Raw genomic sequence first — 15780 nt, 5'->3', positions numbered from 1 at the left:
GCTAGCCATTCCGGCAACAACAAGGGGGATCCGGGACAGTCTCGCGCCATCCCCGTGAGGACGTTCATGGTCGACGACCCCGCACGCGCCAAGGCCGAAACGACGCCGGTCGCTTCCATCAAATCCATCGAAACCTTCCCCGCGCCGCCGCGCTGGCTGTTCGTGCGCGTCGAGACCGAGGACGGCCTGATCGGCTGGGGCGAGGCCTCGCTCGAGGGACACACCGAAGCCGTCGAGGGCGCCTTCGCCTCGCTGCGCGACCGCTTCATCGGCGCCGATCCGGACCGCATCGAGGACATCTGGCAGACCGCCTATCGCCTCGGCTTCTATCGCGGCGGCCCCGTGCTGATGTCGGCGCTGTCGGGCCTGGATCAGGCGCTGTGGGACCTCAAGGGCAAGGCCCTGAAGGTCCCGGTGCACCAGCTGCTGGGCGGGCGCGTGCGCGATCGCATCCCGGTCTACGCCTGGATCGGCGGCGATCGCCCCGGCGAGGTCGTCGAGGCCGCGCGGGTGCGCAAGGCGCAGGGCTTCAAGGCCGTGAAGATGAACGGCGTCGAGGACCTGGGCTGGCTGGACAGCCCCAGCGCCCTCGCCGCGTCGGTCGACCGCCTCGCCGCCGTGCGCGCCGAGGGCCTGGACGCCGGCGTCGACTTCCACGGCCGGGTGCACAAGCCGATGGCCCGGCAACTGGTCAAGGCCCTGGAGCCGCTGGGTCCGCTGTTCGTCGAGGAGCCTCTGCTCAGCGAGCACCCCGAGGCCATCGCCCAGCTCAGCCAGCAGACCGCCGTGCCGATCGCTCTCGGCGAGCGGCTCTACAGCCGCTGGGACGTCAAGCCGTTCCTGGCTTCGGCCTCGATCGACATTCTGCAACCCGATCTCAGCCACGCGGGCGGGATTTCCGAAGTGCGCCGGATCGCGGCGATGGCCGAGGCCTATGACGTCGCCATCGCCCCGCACTGCCCGCTGGGCCCCATCGCCCTGGCCGCCTGCATGCAGCTGGCGTTGACGACGCCCAATTTCGTGATCCAGGAGATGTCTCTGGGCATCCACTACAACACCGACGGCCACGACCTGCTGACCTACATGCTCAACCCCGAAGCCTTCTCGGTGAAGGACGGGACGGTCGAGGCGCTCACCGGCCCAGGCCTTGGCGTCGAGATCGACGAAGAGAAGGTCCGCCGGCTCAGCCGCGATGCGCCGGCCTGGCGCAACCCCGCCTGGCGCGGCCCCCACGGCGACCTGCGGGAGTGGTGACCATGCGCTTCACCGGCAAGACCATCCTCATCACGGGCGCCGGGGGCGGCATCGGCCAGGCCTGCGCTCGACGCCTCCACGACGAAGGCGCCGACCTCGTTCTGATCGACCGTGACGCCGAGGCGCTGGCCGTGACCCAATCGACCTTGGCCGCCCCCGAGCGGGTGCTGGTTCGCGTGCAGGACGTCAGCGTGGAAGCCGAAGCGGCGGCCGCCTTTGAGGCGGCCATCCAGCGCTTTGGCCGCGTCGACGGCGTGGTCAGCGTCGCTGGCGCGATGATCTACAAGGGCCTGGACGCGCTTACCGGCCAGGACTGGGAGCGGATCATGGCGGTGAACTTCTACGCCGCGGCCTATTTCACGCGACAGGCCTTCAACCGCATGGAGACCGGCGGCAGCCTCGTCTACGTCTCGAGCATCCACGCCCGCCAGACCTCGCCCCTCGTCGGCCCCTACGCCGCGGCCAAGGCGGCCCTGACCTCGCTGGCCCGAACGGCGGCCATCGAGGGACGCCCGCGCGGCATCCGCGCCAACTGCGTGCTGCCCGGCGCGGTGGACACGCCGATGCTGCGCGAGAGCCCCAACATCAAGGCGGGCCTTGAGGTTCTCGATCCGCAGGATGTCGGACAGCCGCAGGACATAGCCGCCGTCGTCGCCTTCGCGCTCAGCGACGAGGCCCGCTTCGTCACCGGCGCGGAACTGGTCGCCGACGGAGGCCGGCTAGCCAAGCTCTAGAGGATGAGCCCGTGCGCCGCCCGCCCTCGCCTTCAGCGGCGATCCCGGCGGCGCTCCTCGTCGCGGCTGCGCTGCATCAGGTCGAGCGCGCCGCCGATCAGGTCGCGCATGCGGGTCTCGGCCTCACGTACGTGACCGGCCAGGATGGCGTCGGCGACCCGCTTGTGATCCTCGGCGCTGGCGAAACGCACGCCCTTGAGGTCGTTGGTCTTGCGGATGCTGAAGCGCAGCGCCGTGTCGATCATCTCGCAGTGCTGCCGATAGAAACGGTTGCCGCTGGCGCGTAGGACCGAGACGTGAAAGGCGATGTCCGACAGCAGCGGGTCGTCTTCGCCGCGATCGGCGGCGAACATGCGCCTGACCGCGCGGTCGATGGCGGCCCGCTGGTCGCCGTCGGCGCGCCTGGCCGCCAGCGCCGCCGCGCCGGGCTCGATGCTCAGGCGGATCTCGGTGAACTCGATCAGCAGGTCGAGCGAGAACTCGCGCTGCAGCATCCAGCGCATGACGTCTGGATCGAGCAGGTTCCAGCTGTCTTCGTTCTCGATGACGATGCCGCGCCGGCGCCGCGACGACAGCAGGCCTTTGGAGACCAGCATCTTGACGGCTTCGCGGGTGACCGTGCGCGCAGCGCCGTACTTCTCGGACAGATCCTGCTCGGTCGGGAACGGCACGCCCTCGTAGCGGCCCGTCACGATCGCCGCACCGAGATCCTGAACGATGGTGTCGGTGACGCTCTTGTGGGGGGTCGCTGCCCGCATGGTCCGAATCTCTGCGCTACCGACTGGCAGCCTGCCTCTTTCTAGCCGCCCGCGGGCCAGCTTTCAGCATCCTTGGGCAAAGCCGAACACCCTCCCGGAAATGCCGCCTGAGGGAAAACCCAAGACTGCGATCAAGCGCCTACCTGTGGGCCTGCGAGCAGGCTCCGAGCCAACATGATTGGTCATACCAGTAGATTTCAAGCACCGCCGAAACATGGCGCCTTCGTGCCACTCGATCGCCTGTTCGCCTGCAGAGGATGCGACTCTCACGCTCTGAAAGAGTCGGCAATGACAGCGCTATTTCACTGATTTTTCTCACAACTTTAGACTTTGGATAACAATAACATTTGTCCTATGAATAACTTGCCCGCTCATTTCATGCGTGCAATAAGTTGGTCATACCCCCTCAGGGACGAGACGGCTTCTCACGGCTCTCGCCGCGCGAAACGCTCGGGATGCACCATCGCGATCAACGCCGATGGAGACCGGCGAACACCGAGCCAGCTCGGCGTTCACGACATAAGAATTGGGAGAGGGAACAATGGAGCGCGCAAGCGCGCGCGGCCAAGCGGCCGCTGATCGGCGCGGCGATTTCGACCCGTCGCGACGTCGGCACCTGCTGGCCGCCGGCTCGTTGCTGTGCCTTGCGCCGCTGAGCCGCGCCCTGGCCCAGCCCGCCTCGCCCCACGTGATCAGGCTGCGCGGCGACGCCGGCGGCGCGCGGTTCGACGGCATCGGCGTGGTCACCGGAGGCGGCGCCACGGCGGTGCTGCTCAAGGACTATCCCGAGCCCCAGCGCAGCCAGATCCTCGACCTGCTCTACAAGCCCAAGTTCGGCGCCTCGGTCAGCGCCCTGCTGGCCGAGATCCCGGGCGACGGCAACTCGACCCAGGGATCGACGCCCAGCCACATGCACACGCGCGAGGACCTCAGCTACGAGCGCGGCTACATCTGGTGGATCCTGCAGGAGGCCAAGAAGCGCAATCCGGCCCTGTCGCTGGACGCCACGGCCTGGAGCGCGCCGGGCTGGATCGGCGGCGGCAAGTTCTGGTCTCAGGACGCCGTCGACTACTACGTCAAATGGCTGGAGGGCCTGCGCGGCGCCTACGGGCTGGAACTGGACGCCATCGGCTGCCGCAACGAGAAAGGCCAGGACTACGCCTTCGTCAAAGCCCTGCGTCGCACGCTGAACGCCAAGGGCTTCTCCAAGGTGAAGGTCCACGCCTTCGACAACTGGCCCAAGGACAAGCTCGACTTCGTCAAGGACATGACGACCGACGCCGAACTGCGCGACGCAATCGACATCATCAGCGCCCACGTCTTCTACGCCAACGCCCACGCCAGCGCCGAGCAGCAGGCGATGGCCAAGGCCATGGGCAAGCCGATCTGGAACACAGAAGACCACGTCTACCTGAAGGGTTTCGACTGCGCGATCGGCATCGTCCGGGCCTTCAACCACAACTGGATCCTGAGCGGCGCGACCAAGGTCGTGAACTGGTACGACATCGCCGGCCTCTATCCGCTCGAGCCCTATTCGGAAGACCCGGCGACCGTGCTGGCCCACGAGCCGTGGAGCGGCCACTACAAGGTTCGCGAGGCTCTATGGGGCTACGCCCACTACGGTCAGTTCACCGAGATCGGCTGGACCTATCTCGACGGGGCCAGCGGCATGCTGCCTGGGGGCGGCTCCTACACGACCCTCAAGTCTCCCGGCGTGGACTACAGCCTCGTCGTCGAGACCCAGGGGGCGACGCAGGCCCAGACCGTCAGGATCGAGATCGGCGAAGGCCTGTCGCCCAAGCCGCTCTGCGTCTGGCGCAGCACCGCCGCCGAACAGTTCTCCCGCCAGGCCGACCTGACGCCCGTCGACGGCGTGGTGAACCTGATCGCGGAACCGAACGCGATCTATTCGCTGTCGACCACCCGCGGGCAGCAGAAGGGCAGCTTCGAGGCGATCCCCAAGCCCGCGCCCTTCCCGTTCCCCTACCGCGAGACCTTCGAGACCTACGCCGCGCCCGCGGCCCACGGCTGGCTGCCGCGCTACACCGCCGACATCGCCGGCGCCTTCGAGCTGACCGAACGCCCCGACGGCAAGGGACGCTGCCTGCGCCAGGCGGTGCCGATCCCGACCATCTCCTGGGCGCCGGACTGGCGGCCCTACACCATTCTCGGCGACGCGGCCTGGAGCGACTACGAAGTCTCGACCACGGTCTGGCTGAACCCGGGCGACACCGCCGCGGTCATGGGCCGGATCAACCACGTCGGCACCGGCTACGGCTTCATCCCGAAGGGCTACTTCCTTGAGTTGGCCCACGACGGCCGCTGCCGACTGGTCGCCATTCGCGGCAAGAAGGACCCCAAGGCCGTGATCGGCGACGCCGAGCAGCAGGCCCAGATCAAGGCCGGCAAGTTCGACGGCGAAGGCGGCGAACTGGTCCTGGGCGACACCATGCTGGCCGGCGTCGCGGCCGGCCAGTGGATCAGGCTCTCCCTGCGGTTCGAAGGCAGCCGCATCACCGGGCTGGTCAACGATCAGGTGGTGCTGACAGCCGAAAACAGGCTCTACGCCAAGGGGATGGTCGGACTGCTGGCGGGGGCCGAGCGTACGCGCCTCAGCACGCCCTGGTTCGGCGAACTGACCGCCGGTCCCATCGGCGGACCAACGCCCAGGCCGGCCCGCGCGCTGCCCCGCCAGACCCCGATCTATGCCGCCCGCAAGGCTGCAAGACATTCTCGCTCCGGCTGACGCGTCGCGGGGGCGAAGGCAGAATGCGCAACACCATGGGACTTAGCCTGACCTACAGCCTGGTCGAACAGATCGGCCAGGCGATCGTCGCGGGCGCCTACGACAACGCCGACTTTCCCACCGAGCGCGAGCTGGGCGTGAAGCACGGCGCCGGCCGGACGGCGACGCGCGAGGCGGTGAAGATGCTGGTCGCCAAGGGCCTGCTCACCGGCCGCCCCAGGCAAGGCACGGCGATCGAGCCCCAGGCGAAGTGGAACGTGCTGGACCCGGACGTCCTGCGCTGGATGCTGGAGCGCAAGTCGACGCTTCGGCACCTGTCGCAGTTCACCGAGATGCGCCTTGGCATCGAGCCGGCCGCCGCCGCCCTGGCCGCCAGCCACGCCAACAGCGCCGGCCAGCGCGAGATCCGCGCGGCGATGGCGCGGCTCAAGGCCGCCGACGCCGGCTTCGACGATCCGCTCGGCGCGGAGATCGCCCTGCACGGCGCGATCCTGATCGCCACTCGCAATCCCTTCTACGTCGGCCTTCAGGACCTGGTGAGCACCGCCCTGCGCATCTCGATCAGGTTCGCCAGCGCACGTCAGGAGCGCGCCATCGCCCTGACCCGCCATGAAGCGCTGGTCGTGGCGATCCTGGGGCGGCAGGCCGATGAAGCCTCTCTTCTCATGCGCGCCATGATCGTCGACCTGCTGGCGCTGATCCGGTGCGCGGCGGCCGAACATCACCTGTCCATCGGCGCCCCCGCATCCCGCCAACGCTCATGACCCCGCCAGCCGTCTGCGAGAGCGGCAAGCCGCTGGCGGCGCTGAAGACCGCCGAGGTCAGCCTCGAACATGGCCGAGTCACCGTGAAGGTGGGCTCCGGCGACTATGATTTCCGCGTCAAACCCAAGGCCTGAAACGTGCTGCGCAAACTCCTGATCGCCTCCGCGGCAAGCCTTCTCGCCGCCTCCCCGGCCCTCGCCCAGGACGGCCTGCAACCGACCGGTCGCTGGACCGCGCCGCGCATGGGCGCCGCCGCCACCCCGCCCATGGGCTGGAACGCCTGGAACGCCTTCCGCACCGAAGTGGACGAGGCCAAGGTCATGGGCTCGGCCCAGGCCCTGCGTGATACGGGCCTGGCCAGGCTCGGCTACAGGTACGTCAATCTCGACGACGGCTGGTGGCTCCAGCGCCGAACCTCCGACGGCCGGCTGCAGATCCGCACGGCGCTGTTTCCGAGCGCCACGCCCAAGGACGGCGGCGAGGCCTCGTTCAAGCCGTTCGTCGACCGCATGCACGCCATGGGTTTCAAGGCCGGCATCTATACCGACGTCGGCCGCAACGCCTGCTCGCAAGCCTGGGACCTGAAGTCGCCGAACCTGCCGGTGGGAACCGTGCAGGAACGCGAGGTCGGCCTTGAGGGCCATGTCGACCAGGACATCGGCCTGTTCTTCGGCGAATGGGGCTTCGACTACGTCAAGGTCGACGCCTGCGGCCTGGCCGACTACGCCCCGGGCTCCGCCGTGGTCGCCAAGAACGGCTATCGCCCGAGCGACCCGCTGATCGTGCGCAAGGATCCGACGGCGGACCGCTCCCAAGCCGTGCGCGACCTCTATCTCGAGGTCGGCCAGTCGATCGCCAGGCACAGCCCCGATGGCGACTACGTCTTTTCGATCTGCACCTGGGGCCGAGGCGACGTGCGCGCCTGGGGCGGCCAGGTCGGCAACCTCTGGCGCACCAGCCCCGACATCGGGTCCAGGTGGAGCTCGATGCTGCGCTCGTTCGACAGCGTCGCCACCCGCACGCTCTACGCCCGCCCCGGCGCCTGGAACGACCCGGACATGCTGTTCATCGGCGCCGGCGATTTTGACGAAGCCCACCTGACCGAGGCCAGGAGCCACTTCACGCTGTGGGCCATGGTCAATGCGCCGCTGCTGATCGGCTATGACCTGCGCGACGCGCCCAGGTCCTTGCTCGACATCTGGGGCAACGCCGACCTCATCGCCGTCAACCAGGACCCGCTGGGCAACCAGGCGGCTCTGGCGGCCCACCAAGGCGACGTGCAGATCCTGGTCAAAACCCTGAGCGGCGGCCGCACTGCGGTGGCCCTGCTCAATCGCGGCGACAAACCGGCCGGCGCCACCCTAAGCAGCCAGCACCTGCGGCTGGCCGCCGACGTCCCGATCGCCCTGCGCGATCTCTGGAGCAAGGCGGATCTGCCGCCCTTCAAGGGCGGGCGCCGCTTCGAGCTTGGCCCGCACGAGACCCTGGTGTTCGAGACCCGCGACACGGCCTCCGCCGGCTCGGTGCTGCTGTCAGAAATGCCCGCGCGCATCCACGTGGCGCAGGAGCCGACCTGGGCGCCGCCCGCCGACGGCTTCGACGGTCCGGCCGACGCCGCGGGACGCCCGGGCGGCGCCCAGATCGACGCCTCGCCCTACCGCACGCCGCTTACGGTCGCCGGGCGCACCATCCCGCACGGTGTCGGCGTTCTCGCCAACTCCCGCCTGGAGGTGCGCGCCGAAGCCGAGTTCAAGCGCTTCTCGGCCAGGGTCGGCGTCGACGACGCCTCGCCGTCGGCGCTCGGCGAGGTGCGGTTCCTGGTCTATGGCGACGGCCAGCTCCTCGCCCGCAGCAAGCCCCTGCGTCGAGGCCAGCCCCCGGTCGACCTCACCGCGCGGCTCCAAGGCGTCCGGACGCTGGAACTGGTGGCCGTCGCGCACGGCGAAGGCCCTCCTCCCGCCGTCGCCTGGGGCGGCGCCAAGCTGGCTCGCTAGGAGACGAAGGACGAGCCGTGGGTGATGGGCCGGCCGAAATGATGTGAGGCGGGGCCGAAGCGCGCCAGTTTCCGGCTCTGCGATCACTCCGTCATCCGGACATCGGGACGAACCGATTTCGTCCGGACCGATCTCGTTATCCCTGGTCGCTGGACCGGACCGCCTTGATGTCCGCCTTGGCCGCCCAGGCCAGTACGTCCTCGCGCTTCAAAGCGGCGGCCATCAGGTCGGGGAACTGATCAGGTGTGCAGGCGAAAACCGGCACGCCCAACGCCGCCACTCGGCCGGACAGTTGCGGATCGTAGGCCGGACGGCCCTCGTCGCTGAGCGCCAGCAGGGTGATGACGTTGACGCCGGAGGCGACCAGCCGCGCCAGTCGGGCGACCAGCGCCTCGCTGTCGCCGCCCTCGTACAGGTCAGTGATCAGGATCAAGTGCGACTTTGCCGGACGCTCGATCCGGCTTTCGCAGTATCCGACCGCCTGGTTGATGTCGGTGCCGCCGCCCAACTGGACGCCGAACAGCACTTCCACCGGATCGGCCAGATCCTCGGTCAAATCCAGGATGGCGGTGTCGAAGCAGACTAGCTTGATCTTCACCGTTGGCAGCGAGGCCATGACGGCGGCGAAGATCGAGGCGTAGACCACCGACGGCGCCATCGAGCCGGACTGGTCGACGCAGAGCACGACCTCGTCCAGATCCACCAGCCGACGCTGACGCCGCATGAAGCCGATCAGTCGTTCCGGCACCACGGAGCGATGCTCGGGTTGATAGTGCCGCAGATTGGCCTGGATGGTGCGCGGCCAGTCGATGTCGGAGAAGCGCGGACGCCCGGTACGGCGGCCACGATCGACCGCTCCGCGCACGGCCTCGGCGGTCTTCTGCTCCAGGCGCTCCATCAGCGCGGCGACGACCTTGGCGATGACCTCGCGGGCGATGGCCTTGGTCTTGGCCGGCATTACGTTGCGCAGGCTCACCAGGGTGGCGACGAGATTGACGTCCGCCTCGACCGCACCGAGCAGTTCGGGCTCGAGCAGCATCTGCTGCAGGCCCAACCGGTCCATGGCGTCCCTCTGCACCACCTGGACCACGGGTGTCGGGAAGAATTGGCGGATGTCGCCCAGCCAGCGCGCGACGCTCGGCGCCGACCGCCCCAGGCCGCCGCGCCCCTTGCCGCCGCCACCGGGCCCCTCCCCCTCTCCATAGAGCATGGTCAGGGCGCTGGAGAGCCGCTGATCGTCCCCGGCCGGCAAGGCCTCGTCCTCGCCGCCGACGGCCAGCCGCCAGCGGCGTTCGCGTTCCTCGTTCATTGAGCCGGCCTCGCGGTCAGGATGTCGGTCAGGCGCTGGAAATGCGCGGGCCAGATCGCCTCGGCGTCGGCGGCCGCAGCCCGCCCCTGCAGACCCGCCCCGCCCCGCCCAAAGACGGCGTCCAGCAAGCGCCGCCGCTGCATGCGGTCCAGATTGCCCAGCGCGCGCCGGAACAACGGCAGGAAGGCGGTGAAATCCTCCGCCTCCAGCTCCTGCATCCAGCGGTCGACCGCCGCCCGCAGGCCCGGGTCGTAGATCAGCCGCTCGCCGGCGCCGTCGAAGAAACCTTCGAAGAACCCGGCGGCGTCCGCCACGGCCCGACCAGGCGACAACATGCGGCCAAGCAGGTCCGCGGCCGCCTCGGGCATGATCGTCCCGGCCTCGTAGAGCAACCGCGCGGCGACGCCGGCCAGCAGCGGCGCGGCCTGCTCGTCCTCGACCACCGTCGACAGCGCCGCGCGCCAGTCGGTCAGGTCGGCCTCAGCCAACACCGCCGCAGCGTCGGCCGCCAGCAGCGCCGAGCGCAGAAGCTTGGCCGCTTCGGCGTCCAGCCCTCTGACCGCGTACGGCAGGGCCAGAGCGCCCTGCGACAGGATCCGGACGAACAGGGTCTCCAATTGCACCGCGTCGGTGCGTCGGGCTTGGCCGTAGCGGACGATGTCGCCCAGCGGGGCCAGGGAAGACAGCAGCTCGCCGCAGTCGCTGGTCAGGGCCACGCGATGCTCGATCCGCTCGACCCCGGCATGTGCGGCGTCGGGCAGTTGGGCCGTCAGCGCCGACAGGGTCAGGCCGCAAAGCGCCGGCAGGTCCGCCGCCTCGGCGAAATGCGCGGTCAGGCGGCCTGCGGCGGCGCGGGCCAGGGTCGGGCCGTAGACCAGGTTCTCAACCAGGCGGACAACGAACTCGGGCTCCCAGCGCAGCTGCCAGCGCTCGCGGAATGTGCCCCGACTGCGGCCGGCGTCGACCTGCCGCCCCCAGGGGACGCCCAGGATCAACAGCCGATGCAGCAGGGTCGAACGATCCAGCCCGCCCTCGCTGCGCAGGTCGATGGCCAGTTCGCGCTCCAGCGCCTCAGGCTTGAGCCGGGTGCGGCGCTGCTCGCGCTGAAGATCTTCGATCAGCGGGGCCAGAGGCACGTCAGGTGAGATCTCGCCGACGGCGTCGCCCAGCAGCAGCTTGGCGGCGATGGTCTCCCAGACCAGCCGCTCACCATGGCAGAGGCAGGCGATCGCCGCCTCGCGCAGCTCCTCGAAGCCGGGATGCGGGCGGTCGCGCATCGCCGCCAGGGCGACCGCCAGGCGCTGGGCCTCGATCAGCGAGGCGGTCGAGGCGATGTGGCCGGCTTCGCGCAGCGCCTGGACGATGCGGCCCAGCCAGCGGACCGTCACCTCCTCGCGCGGCGTCTCCCACAGGTGGCCGCACCAGCCGGGCGCGGTGACCCCGGCGGCGTAGCCGCTCTGGAACGCCAGGCGCGGCGAGGTCCAGGGGGCCCAGGTGGCGCTTGTCTTCTGCTTTGGCGCGCTCTTCAGCAGGTCTCGATCCTGCGACAGCGGAACCTTGGCCTTCAGCGCCGGCTCGTGCCAGGCGCCGCAGACGACGGCCACCACCCCCTCCTGCTCCTTGGCGGCCTTGGCGATCTCCAGCCGCATGTGCGCCTCACGCAGGGCCTCACGCCCCTCGGCGGGCGGCGCGGCGTCGCGCAAGGCCGCCATGGCGTCGGCGACGGCGGCGAAGACGGCGTCGGACGCCGGGCTCTCCTCGATGACGTCCCGCCACCAGCTTTCACCGTCCTGGTAGCCGCCGGCTTCGGCCAGAAGTCCGATCGGGTCCCGTTCCAGCCGCACGGCGATCTCATCCACGGGCGCTTCGGCCGCATCGCTCGGTTCAGCCTCTGGTTCAGAAGCCGGCTCATCGCCGGACGCTAACCCCCAAGCGGCGGGGACGTCGATGAACCGCACGGCCGCGCCGTTGCGCACCGCCCAGCAGGCGGCCTGATATTCCGGCGAATAGACGGCGAACGGCCAGAACGCGGCCCGCGCCGGATCGTCCGAGGCATAGACCAGCAGCGCCACCGGAGGGACCATGGCCGGGTCGGCCAGCATCGGCAGCAGGTCCGACGCGTCCGACGGCCCCTCGATCAGAACCGTTGTCGGGCGCAGCGCTCCCAGGGCGTCGAGAAGCCGGCGTGCCGATCCCGGTCCATGGTGCCGGATCCCGAAATAATGGACGTCCGCCGCCACGCGATCAGACCAGGTCGACCAGCGCGCGATAGTAGCCCGCATAGTCCGGGCGCTTCTTCAGGACCGCTTCGAGGTACTCTTCGAGCACGATCTTGTCCTGCACCGGATCCTTCACGATGGCGCCGAGCAGGCTGGGCGCCAGCCCCTCTGCATTGAGCTTGCCGCCGTCGAAATGGGCCGCCTGGCTGAGGCCGCCGACGGTGACGGCGATCGCCTCGGCGGTCGACAACGAGCCGGAGGGCGTCTTCAGCGTCACCTTGCCGTCGATGGTGGATCCGCCGCGCAGCTCGCGGAAGATCGAGACGACGCGCGCGACCTCCTCGGCCACATTCTTGGGCGCGGGCAGATCGAGGCTCAGAGCCATCTCGCCGACGCGGCGCGTGACGATGGCGATCTCTTCATCCATGTCGTCCGGCAGCGGCAGCACCACCACGTTGAAGCGTCGCTTGAGCGCCGAGGACAGCTCGTTCACGCCCTTGTCGCGGTTGTTGGCCGTTGCGATCAGGTTGAAGCCGCGCCGTGCATAGACGGCGTCGTTCAGCTCCGGGATCGGCATCATCTTCTCGGACAGCACAGTGATCAGCGTGTCCTGCACGTCCGAGCCCATACGGGTCAGCTCCTCCAGGCGACACAGCTTGCCGGTCTCCATCGCCCGATAGAGCGGCGTCGGCACCAGGGCCTCGCGCGACGGGCCGTTCGCCAGCAGTTGGGCGTAGTTCCAGCCATAGCGGATCTGGTTCTCGTCAGTGCCGGCGGTGCACTGGATCACCAGGCTGGAGTCGCCGCAGATCCCCGCCGCCAGATGCTCCGACACCCAGGACTTGGCTGTGCCCGGCACGCCAAGCAGAAGCAGCGCCCGGTCGGTGGCCAGCGTCGCCACGGCTGTCTCGATCAGCCGGCGGTCGCCGACGTACTTGGCGCTGATCGGCGTGCCGTCCGCCGCCTTGCCGCCCATCAGGTAGGTGACCACGGCCTTGGGCGACAGCGCCCAGCCGCGCGGGGTCGGCGCGTCGTCCTTGCGCTTCAGGGCCTCGAGCTCGGCGGCGTAGGTCGTCTCCGCGGGCAGTCGCAGAATATCGGTCAAGTCTGACGCTCCGGTTCGAGGGCGATGTTGAGATGCAGCGGATCAAGCCGCGGATCGGCGGCTGAAAGCCCGGCCGCGACGCAAGCGTCGATCACCGCCTGGGCGGCGATGCGGTCGAGCAGCAGACCAAGATTGGCCAGGCCCACGGACAGAGGCTGCGCTGCGATGCGGTTATCTTCCGAAAGGCTGGCCGCGACGAGCGCGAGCAGTTCCTTGTAGCCGGGCGACGACGCCAGGGCCCCGCGGCCCGTTTCGCCCAGCAGATCACCGGCTACCGCGAGACTGCTCCGGAAGCTCGAGACGCCCTCCCGCGCCAGGACGATCGGCAAGGCCACGCGCCGCTCTTCCGGCGAGGCCCGCCGGGCCAGCAAGGCGACCATTTCGACCGGCGCGTCGGCCTCTTGCAGCGCCAGGTCGAACAAGGCGCGCCAAGCTGCCGGCGAAGCGGTCTCCTCGACCATGGTCATGAAGCTGTTCAATACCCACGGCTCGCCGACGGGCATGCTTTCCAGAAGGGCCTTCTCATCCACGGCCAGAGCCCTGGCCAGGTCGGCCAAGGTTACCTGGCCGAGCAGGTTGATCCTGCGGCTCTCCTGCGCCTGGGTCTTCAGAGGCCTCAACTTGAGCTGGTTGCGGCGCTTGATCAGGCCGACACGGCCTAGCTCCATCATTGCGGCCAGTTCCTGGGCGGACGAGACGTCGCCTTCGCCCTGCCCCAGCCGCGCCAGCAGTCGGCGGATCAGGGCCTGAACCCGTTCGGAGCGATCGCCGGCGAAACCGCCCAGCACCGACGCGTCGTCGGACGACAGCCTTTCTTCCAGGATCTCCAGCACCTTCAGACGGCGCTCGGCCGCCTCGCCGCCGGCCTTGGCGGCGATCAGCGCCCGCGCGGCCGCCGGCTCGGCTCGGCGCAGGGCGATCAGGGCGACCCGCCGCTCGGCCCAGGGCCAATCGTCCCAGTTGTCGGCGGTAAGGGAGCTCAGGGAAGCCTTGGCTTCCGAAGCCGCCCAGGCCACCCATGGCGAATAGACGGCGGGCGTCCAGTCGTCGGTCGCGCGCGGCAGCCAGTCGGCCGGGTGCATGACATAGCCGCGAGCGGCCAGAAAGCGGACCAGGGGCGCCGCGCCGCCCTCCTCCGTCCGGCGCGTCGCGAGAATGCGGCGGATACGGGCGCGGGTCGCCTCCGGCGGCGTCGGCGACGACAAGGTCGGCAGCAGCGCGCGCGGCGTCAGAGGTGGCGCGGCCGGCCGGAACAGCACCTGCAGCGCCTGGCCGGCCAGGGCGACCAGGGCGGCTTCCGAGCCCACGCCCTGCCCCACAGCGTCACGCCACGCCGCCGGCGCGTAATCCGCCGCCCCGCGGCCCGACATCCAGGCGCCCCGGATGCGCGCGAGATGGTCTTCCAGTTCAAGCGTCAAAGCCGACCCGCCCCCAATTGGTCCGCGCCGCCAGCAGCTTAAGCCTCGCCCCGTTCCAGAGACCCGCCGCGCCGTCGAGCCGAGCCCCCAGCGACACGTCGGGAGCCGCGCCCTCCAGCGGCAGCGCGCCGCCCTCTCCCAGCCACCAGGGTCGCCCCGCGGCGTCCTCGGCGATGCGGCCGGGCGGCAGGACCACCGGCGCGGCCAGCGACCAGGGCGCGGCCAGCAGGGTTTCGGCATAGGAGGCCAGCGGATCGCTGGTCGCAGCTTCGGGCCAGGTCTGGCCGTCCGGCGACGAGGCCTCGGTCTCCAGACGTTCGACGATCAGCGCCCTGAGGGGCGCTCGCGCCGGGTAGAACACCAGCTCAGCGCTGAAACGGCCGCCGGCCGCGAAGGCGCCGCTGCGCCGCCCGGCCGAGGCCGGGAAATAGTCAAGCAGCAGGGCGAAGCGCGGCCCTTCCGCGGCTGTATTCAGGAGCCACGTCGAGACGCTGACCAGCCCGTCGCGGCGGGTGGCGATCTGCTCTCCAAGCACCTCCCACACCCCGGCGTGGCGCAGCGCGTCGGGCGCGGCGATCAGCTCCTCGCGGGTCTCGGTGGCGATCACCTCGCGCCGCAGTTCCGGATCTTCGGGCGCCGCGCGCCAGGCCCTGGCCAGCAACGTCAGCTTCCCGAGCTCGACGATGGCCGCATCGATCCGCTCCTCCGCCGGCAACTGCAGCAGGCGCGACGGCGTCTCGTCCAGCCGGCTGGCCAAGGCCCCCGCCTTGGCGTCGACCAGGCGGGCGGCGATCCGCCGGCAGCGCTCGCCCATCTCGGCGAGGAACGCGCCCAGACCGGTGCGAAGTTGGTCGGAGATCCAGAGCTCCAGATCGTCCAGCCCCGCCTCGACCTGCCGCCGGACATCGGCCGCCCGCCTCTCGGCCGCGGCCTTGCGCTTGGCCTCGGCGGCGGGATCCAGCGCCTCGACGACCTCTTCGGCGGTCGCAGCCTCCAGGCTCTTGGGGCCCGGCGTCGGCCTTGCGGCGGCGGTGGGCGGAGCCGTTCCGGACGACTTGCGCCGCCGCCCCATCCAGTCGCTGACCCAATCGGGGATCTCGGCCGGTGCAAACGCGCTTGGCTCATCGACATGCAGCCACATCAGAGCGATAGCGTGCTTGCACGGAAACTTGCGCGACGGACAGGTGCACTTGCTGCCGATATCGATCGTATCGGCCGCGACCCGATAGGGGTTTGCTCCGGAGCCCAGGCACTCACCCCAGATGAGGCCGCCCGACGCGCCCCGAGAAGACCATTTAGCGGGCTTAAGCAGCCCTGCGGCCGCCTTCAGCGCGCTCTGGTCCGGCGCCATCGCCTCGATCTCGCTGCGCGACAGCGCCACCATCACTCCCCCGACTCTGGGCTGCAGACTACTGACCGGGTCGCGAAGGATACAAGCTAAGATCGCACGACAGGATGCGTCGTCTCGCCTTCTAGTTG

Annotated in this window: 12 protein-coding genes; 6 read left to right on the top strand and 6 right to left on the bottom strand. The window is 69.8% G+C overall.

Annotation, left to right across the window (positions count from 1 at the left end):
- Nucleotides 1–66: 66 nt before the first annotated feature.
- Entirely contained in the window at nt 67–1254 is a 1188-nt protein-coding gene (gene dgoD / locus G5B46_RS01770) for a galactonate dehydratase (protein ID WP_165255531.1), read from the top strand.
- Nucleotides 1255–1256: 2 nt separating this feature from the next.
- Entirely contained in the window at nt 1257–1988 is a 732-nt protein-coding gene (locus tag G5B46_RS01765) for an SDR family oxidoreductase (protein ID WP_165255529.1), read from the top strand.
- A 32-nt stretch (nt 1989–2020) separates the two neighbouring features.
- On the opposite strand, the gene G5B46_RS01760 is transcribed toward G5B46_RS01765, so the two are convergent.
- Complete coding sequence (locus G5B46_RS01760) at nt 2021–2746, bottom strand: FCD domain-containing protein (RefSeq protein ID WP_165255527.1); 726 nt, start codon at nt 2744–2746, stop codon at nt 2021–2023.
- 541 nt (nt 2747–3287) lie between these two features.
- Between G5B46_RS01760 and G5B46_RS01755 the strand changes: the two genes are divergently transcribed.
- Genes G5B46_RS01755 through G5B46_RS01740 form a run of 4 tightly spaced genes read left to right on the top strand, consistent with a single transcriptional unit; the run spans nt 3288 to nt 8250 of the window.
- Nucleotides 3288–5492, top strand: coding sequence for a galactosylceramidase (locus G5B46_RS01755; RefSeq protein WP_165255525.1), 2205 nt, complete (start codon nt 3288–3290; stop codon nt 5490–5492).
- A 23-nt stretch (nt 5493–5515) separates the two neighbouring features.
- Entirely contained in the window at nt 5516–6256 is a 741-nt protein-coding gene (locus tag G5B46_RS01750; RefSeq protein WP_165255523.1) for an FCD domain-containing protein, read from the top strand.
- Complete coding sequence (locus G5B46_RS01745; protein ID WP_165255522.1) at nt 6253–6390, top strand: hypothetical protein; 138 nt, start codon at nt 6253–6255, stop codon at nt 6388–6390. The genes G5B46_RS01750 and G5B46_RS01745 overlap by 4 nt, the downstream gene beginning before the upstream one ends.
- Nucleotides 6391–6393: 3 nt before the next feature.
- A complete protein-coding gene (locus G5B46_RS01740) occupies nt 6394–8250 on the top strand; it encodes an NPCBM/NEW2 domain-containing protein (protein ID WP_165255520.1) in 1857 nt (618 codons plus the stop codon).
- Between the two features lie 136 nt (nt 8251–8386).
- On the opposite strand, the gene G5B46_RS01735 is transcribed toward G5B46_RS01740, so the two are convergent.
- Genes G5B46_RS01735 through G5B46_RS01715 form a run of 5 tightly spaced genes read right to left on the bottom strand, consistent with a single transcriptional unit; the run spans nt 8387 to nt 15682 of the window.
- Entirely contained in the window at nt 8387–9559 is a 1173-nt protein-coding gene (locus G5B46_RS01735; RefSeq protein WP_165255519.1) for a VWA domain-containing protein, read from the bottom strand.
- On the bottom strand, nt 9556–11841 hold the full coding sequence (locus tag G5B46_RS01730) for a DUF5682 family protein (protein ID WP_205691423.1): 2286 nt from the start codon (nt 11839–11841) through the stop codon (nt 9556–9558). The genes G5B46_RS01735 and G5B46_RS01730 overlap by 4 nt, the downstream gene beginning before the upstream one ends.
- Nucleotides 11804–12883 (bottom strand): AAA family ATPase, encoded by a 1080-nt coding sequence (locus tag G5B46_RS01725; protein WP_165255517.1) that lies wholly within the window; start codon nt 12881–12883, stop codon nt 11804–11806. The genes G5B46_RS01730 and G5B46_RS01725 overlap by 38 nt, the downstream gene beginning before the upstream one ends.
- Nucleotides 12880–14301: a DUF5691 domain-containing protein gene (locus G5B46_RS01720; protein WP_165255516.1), complete on the bottom strand. Its 1422-nt coding sequence runs from the start codon at nt 14299–14301 to the stop codon at nt 12880–12882. The genes G5B46_RS01725 and G5B46_RS01720 overlap by 4 nt, the downstream gene beginning before the upstream one ends.
- Nucleotides 14291–15682 carry an SWIM zinc finger family protein gene (locus G5B46_RS01715; RefSeq protein ID WP_205691422.1) on the bottom strand — a complete coding sequence of 464 codons (1392 nt, stop codon included), beginning with the start codon at nt 15680–15682 and terminating at the stop codon, nt 14291–14293. Before G5B46_RS01715 ends, G5B46_RS01720 begins: the two co-directional genes overlap by 11 nt.
- Nucleotides 15683–15780: the final 98 nt, after the last annotated feature.

Origin of the sequence: Caulobacter sp. 602-2, assembly GCF_011043625.1 — a bacterium.
In the GTDB taxonomy this organism is placed as follows: Bacteria; Pseudomonadota; Alphaproteobacteria; order Caulobacterales; family Caulobacteraceae; genus Caulobacter.
This window is presented reverse-complemented; position numbering and strand designations above follow the sequence as displayed.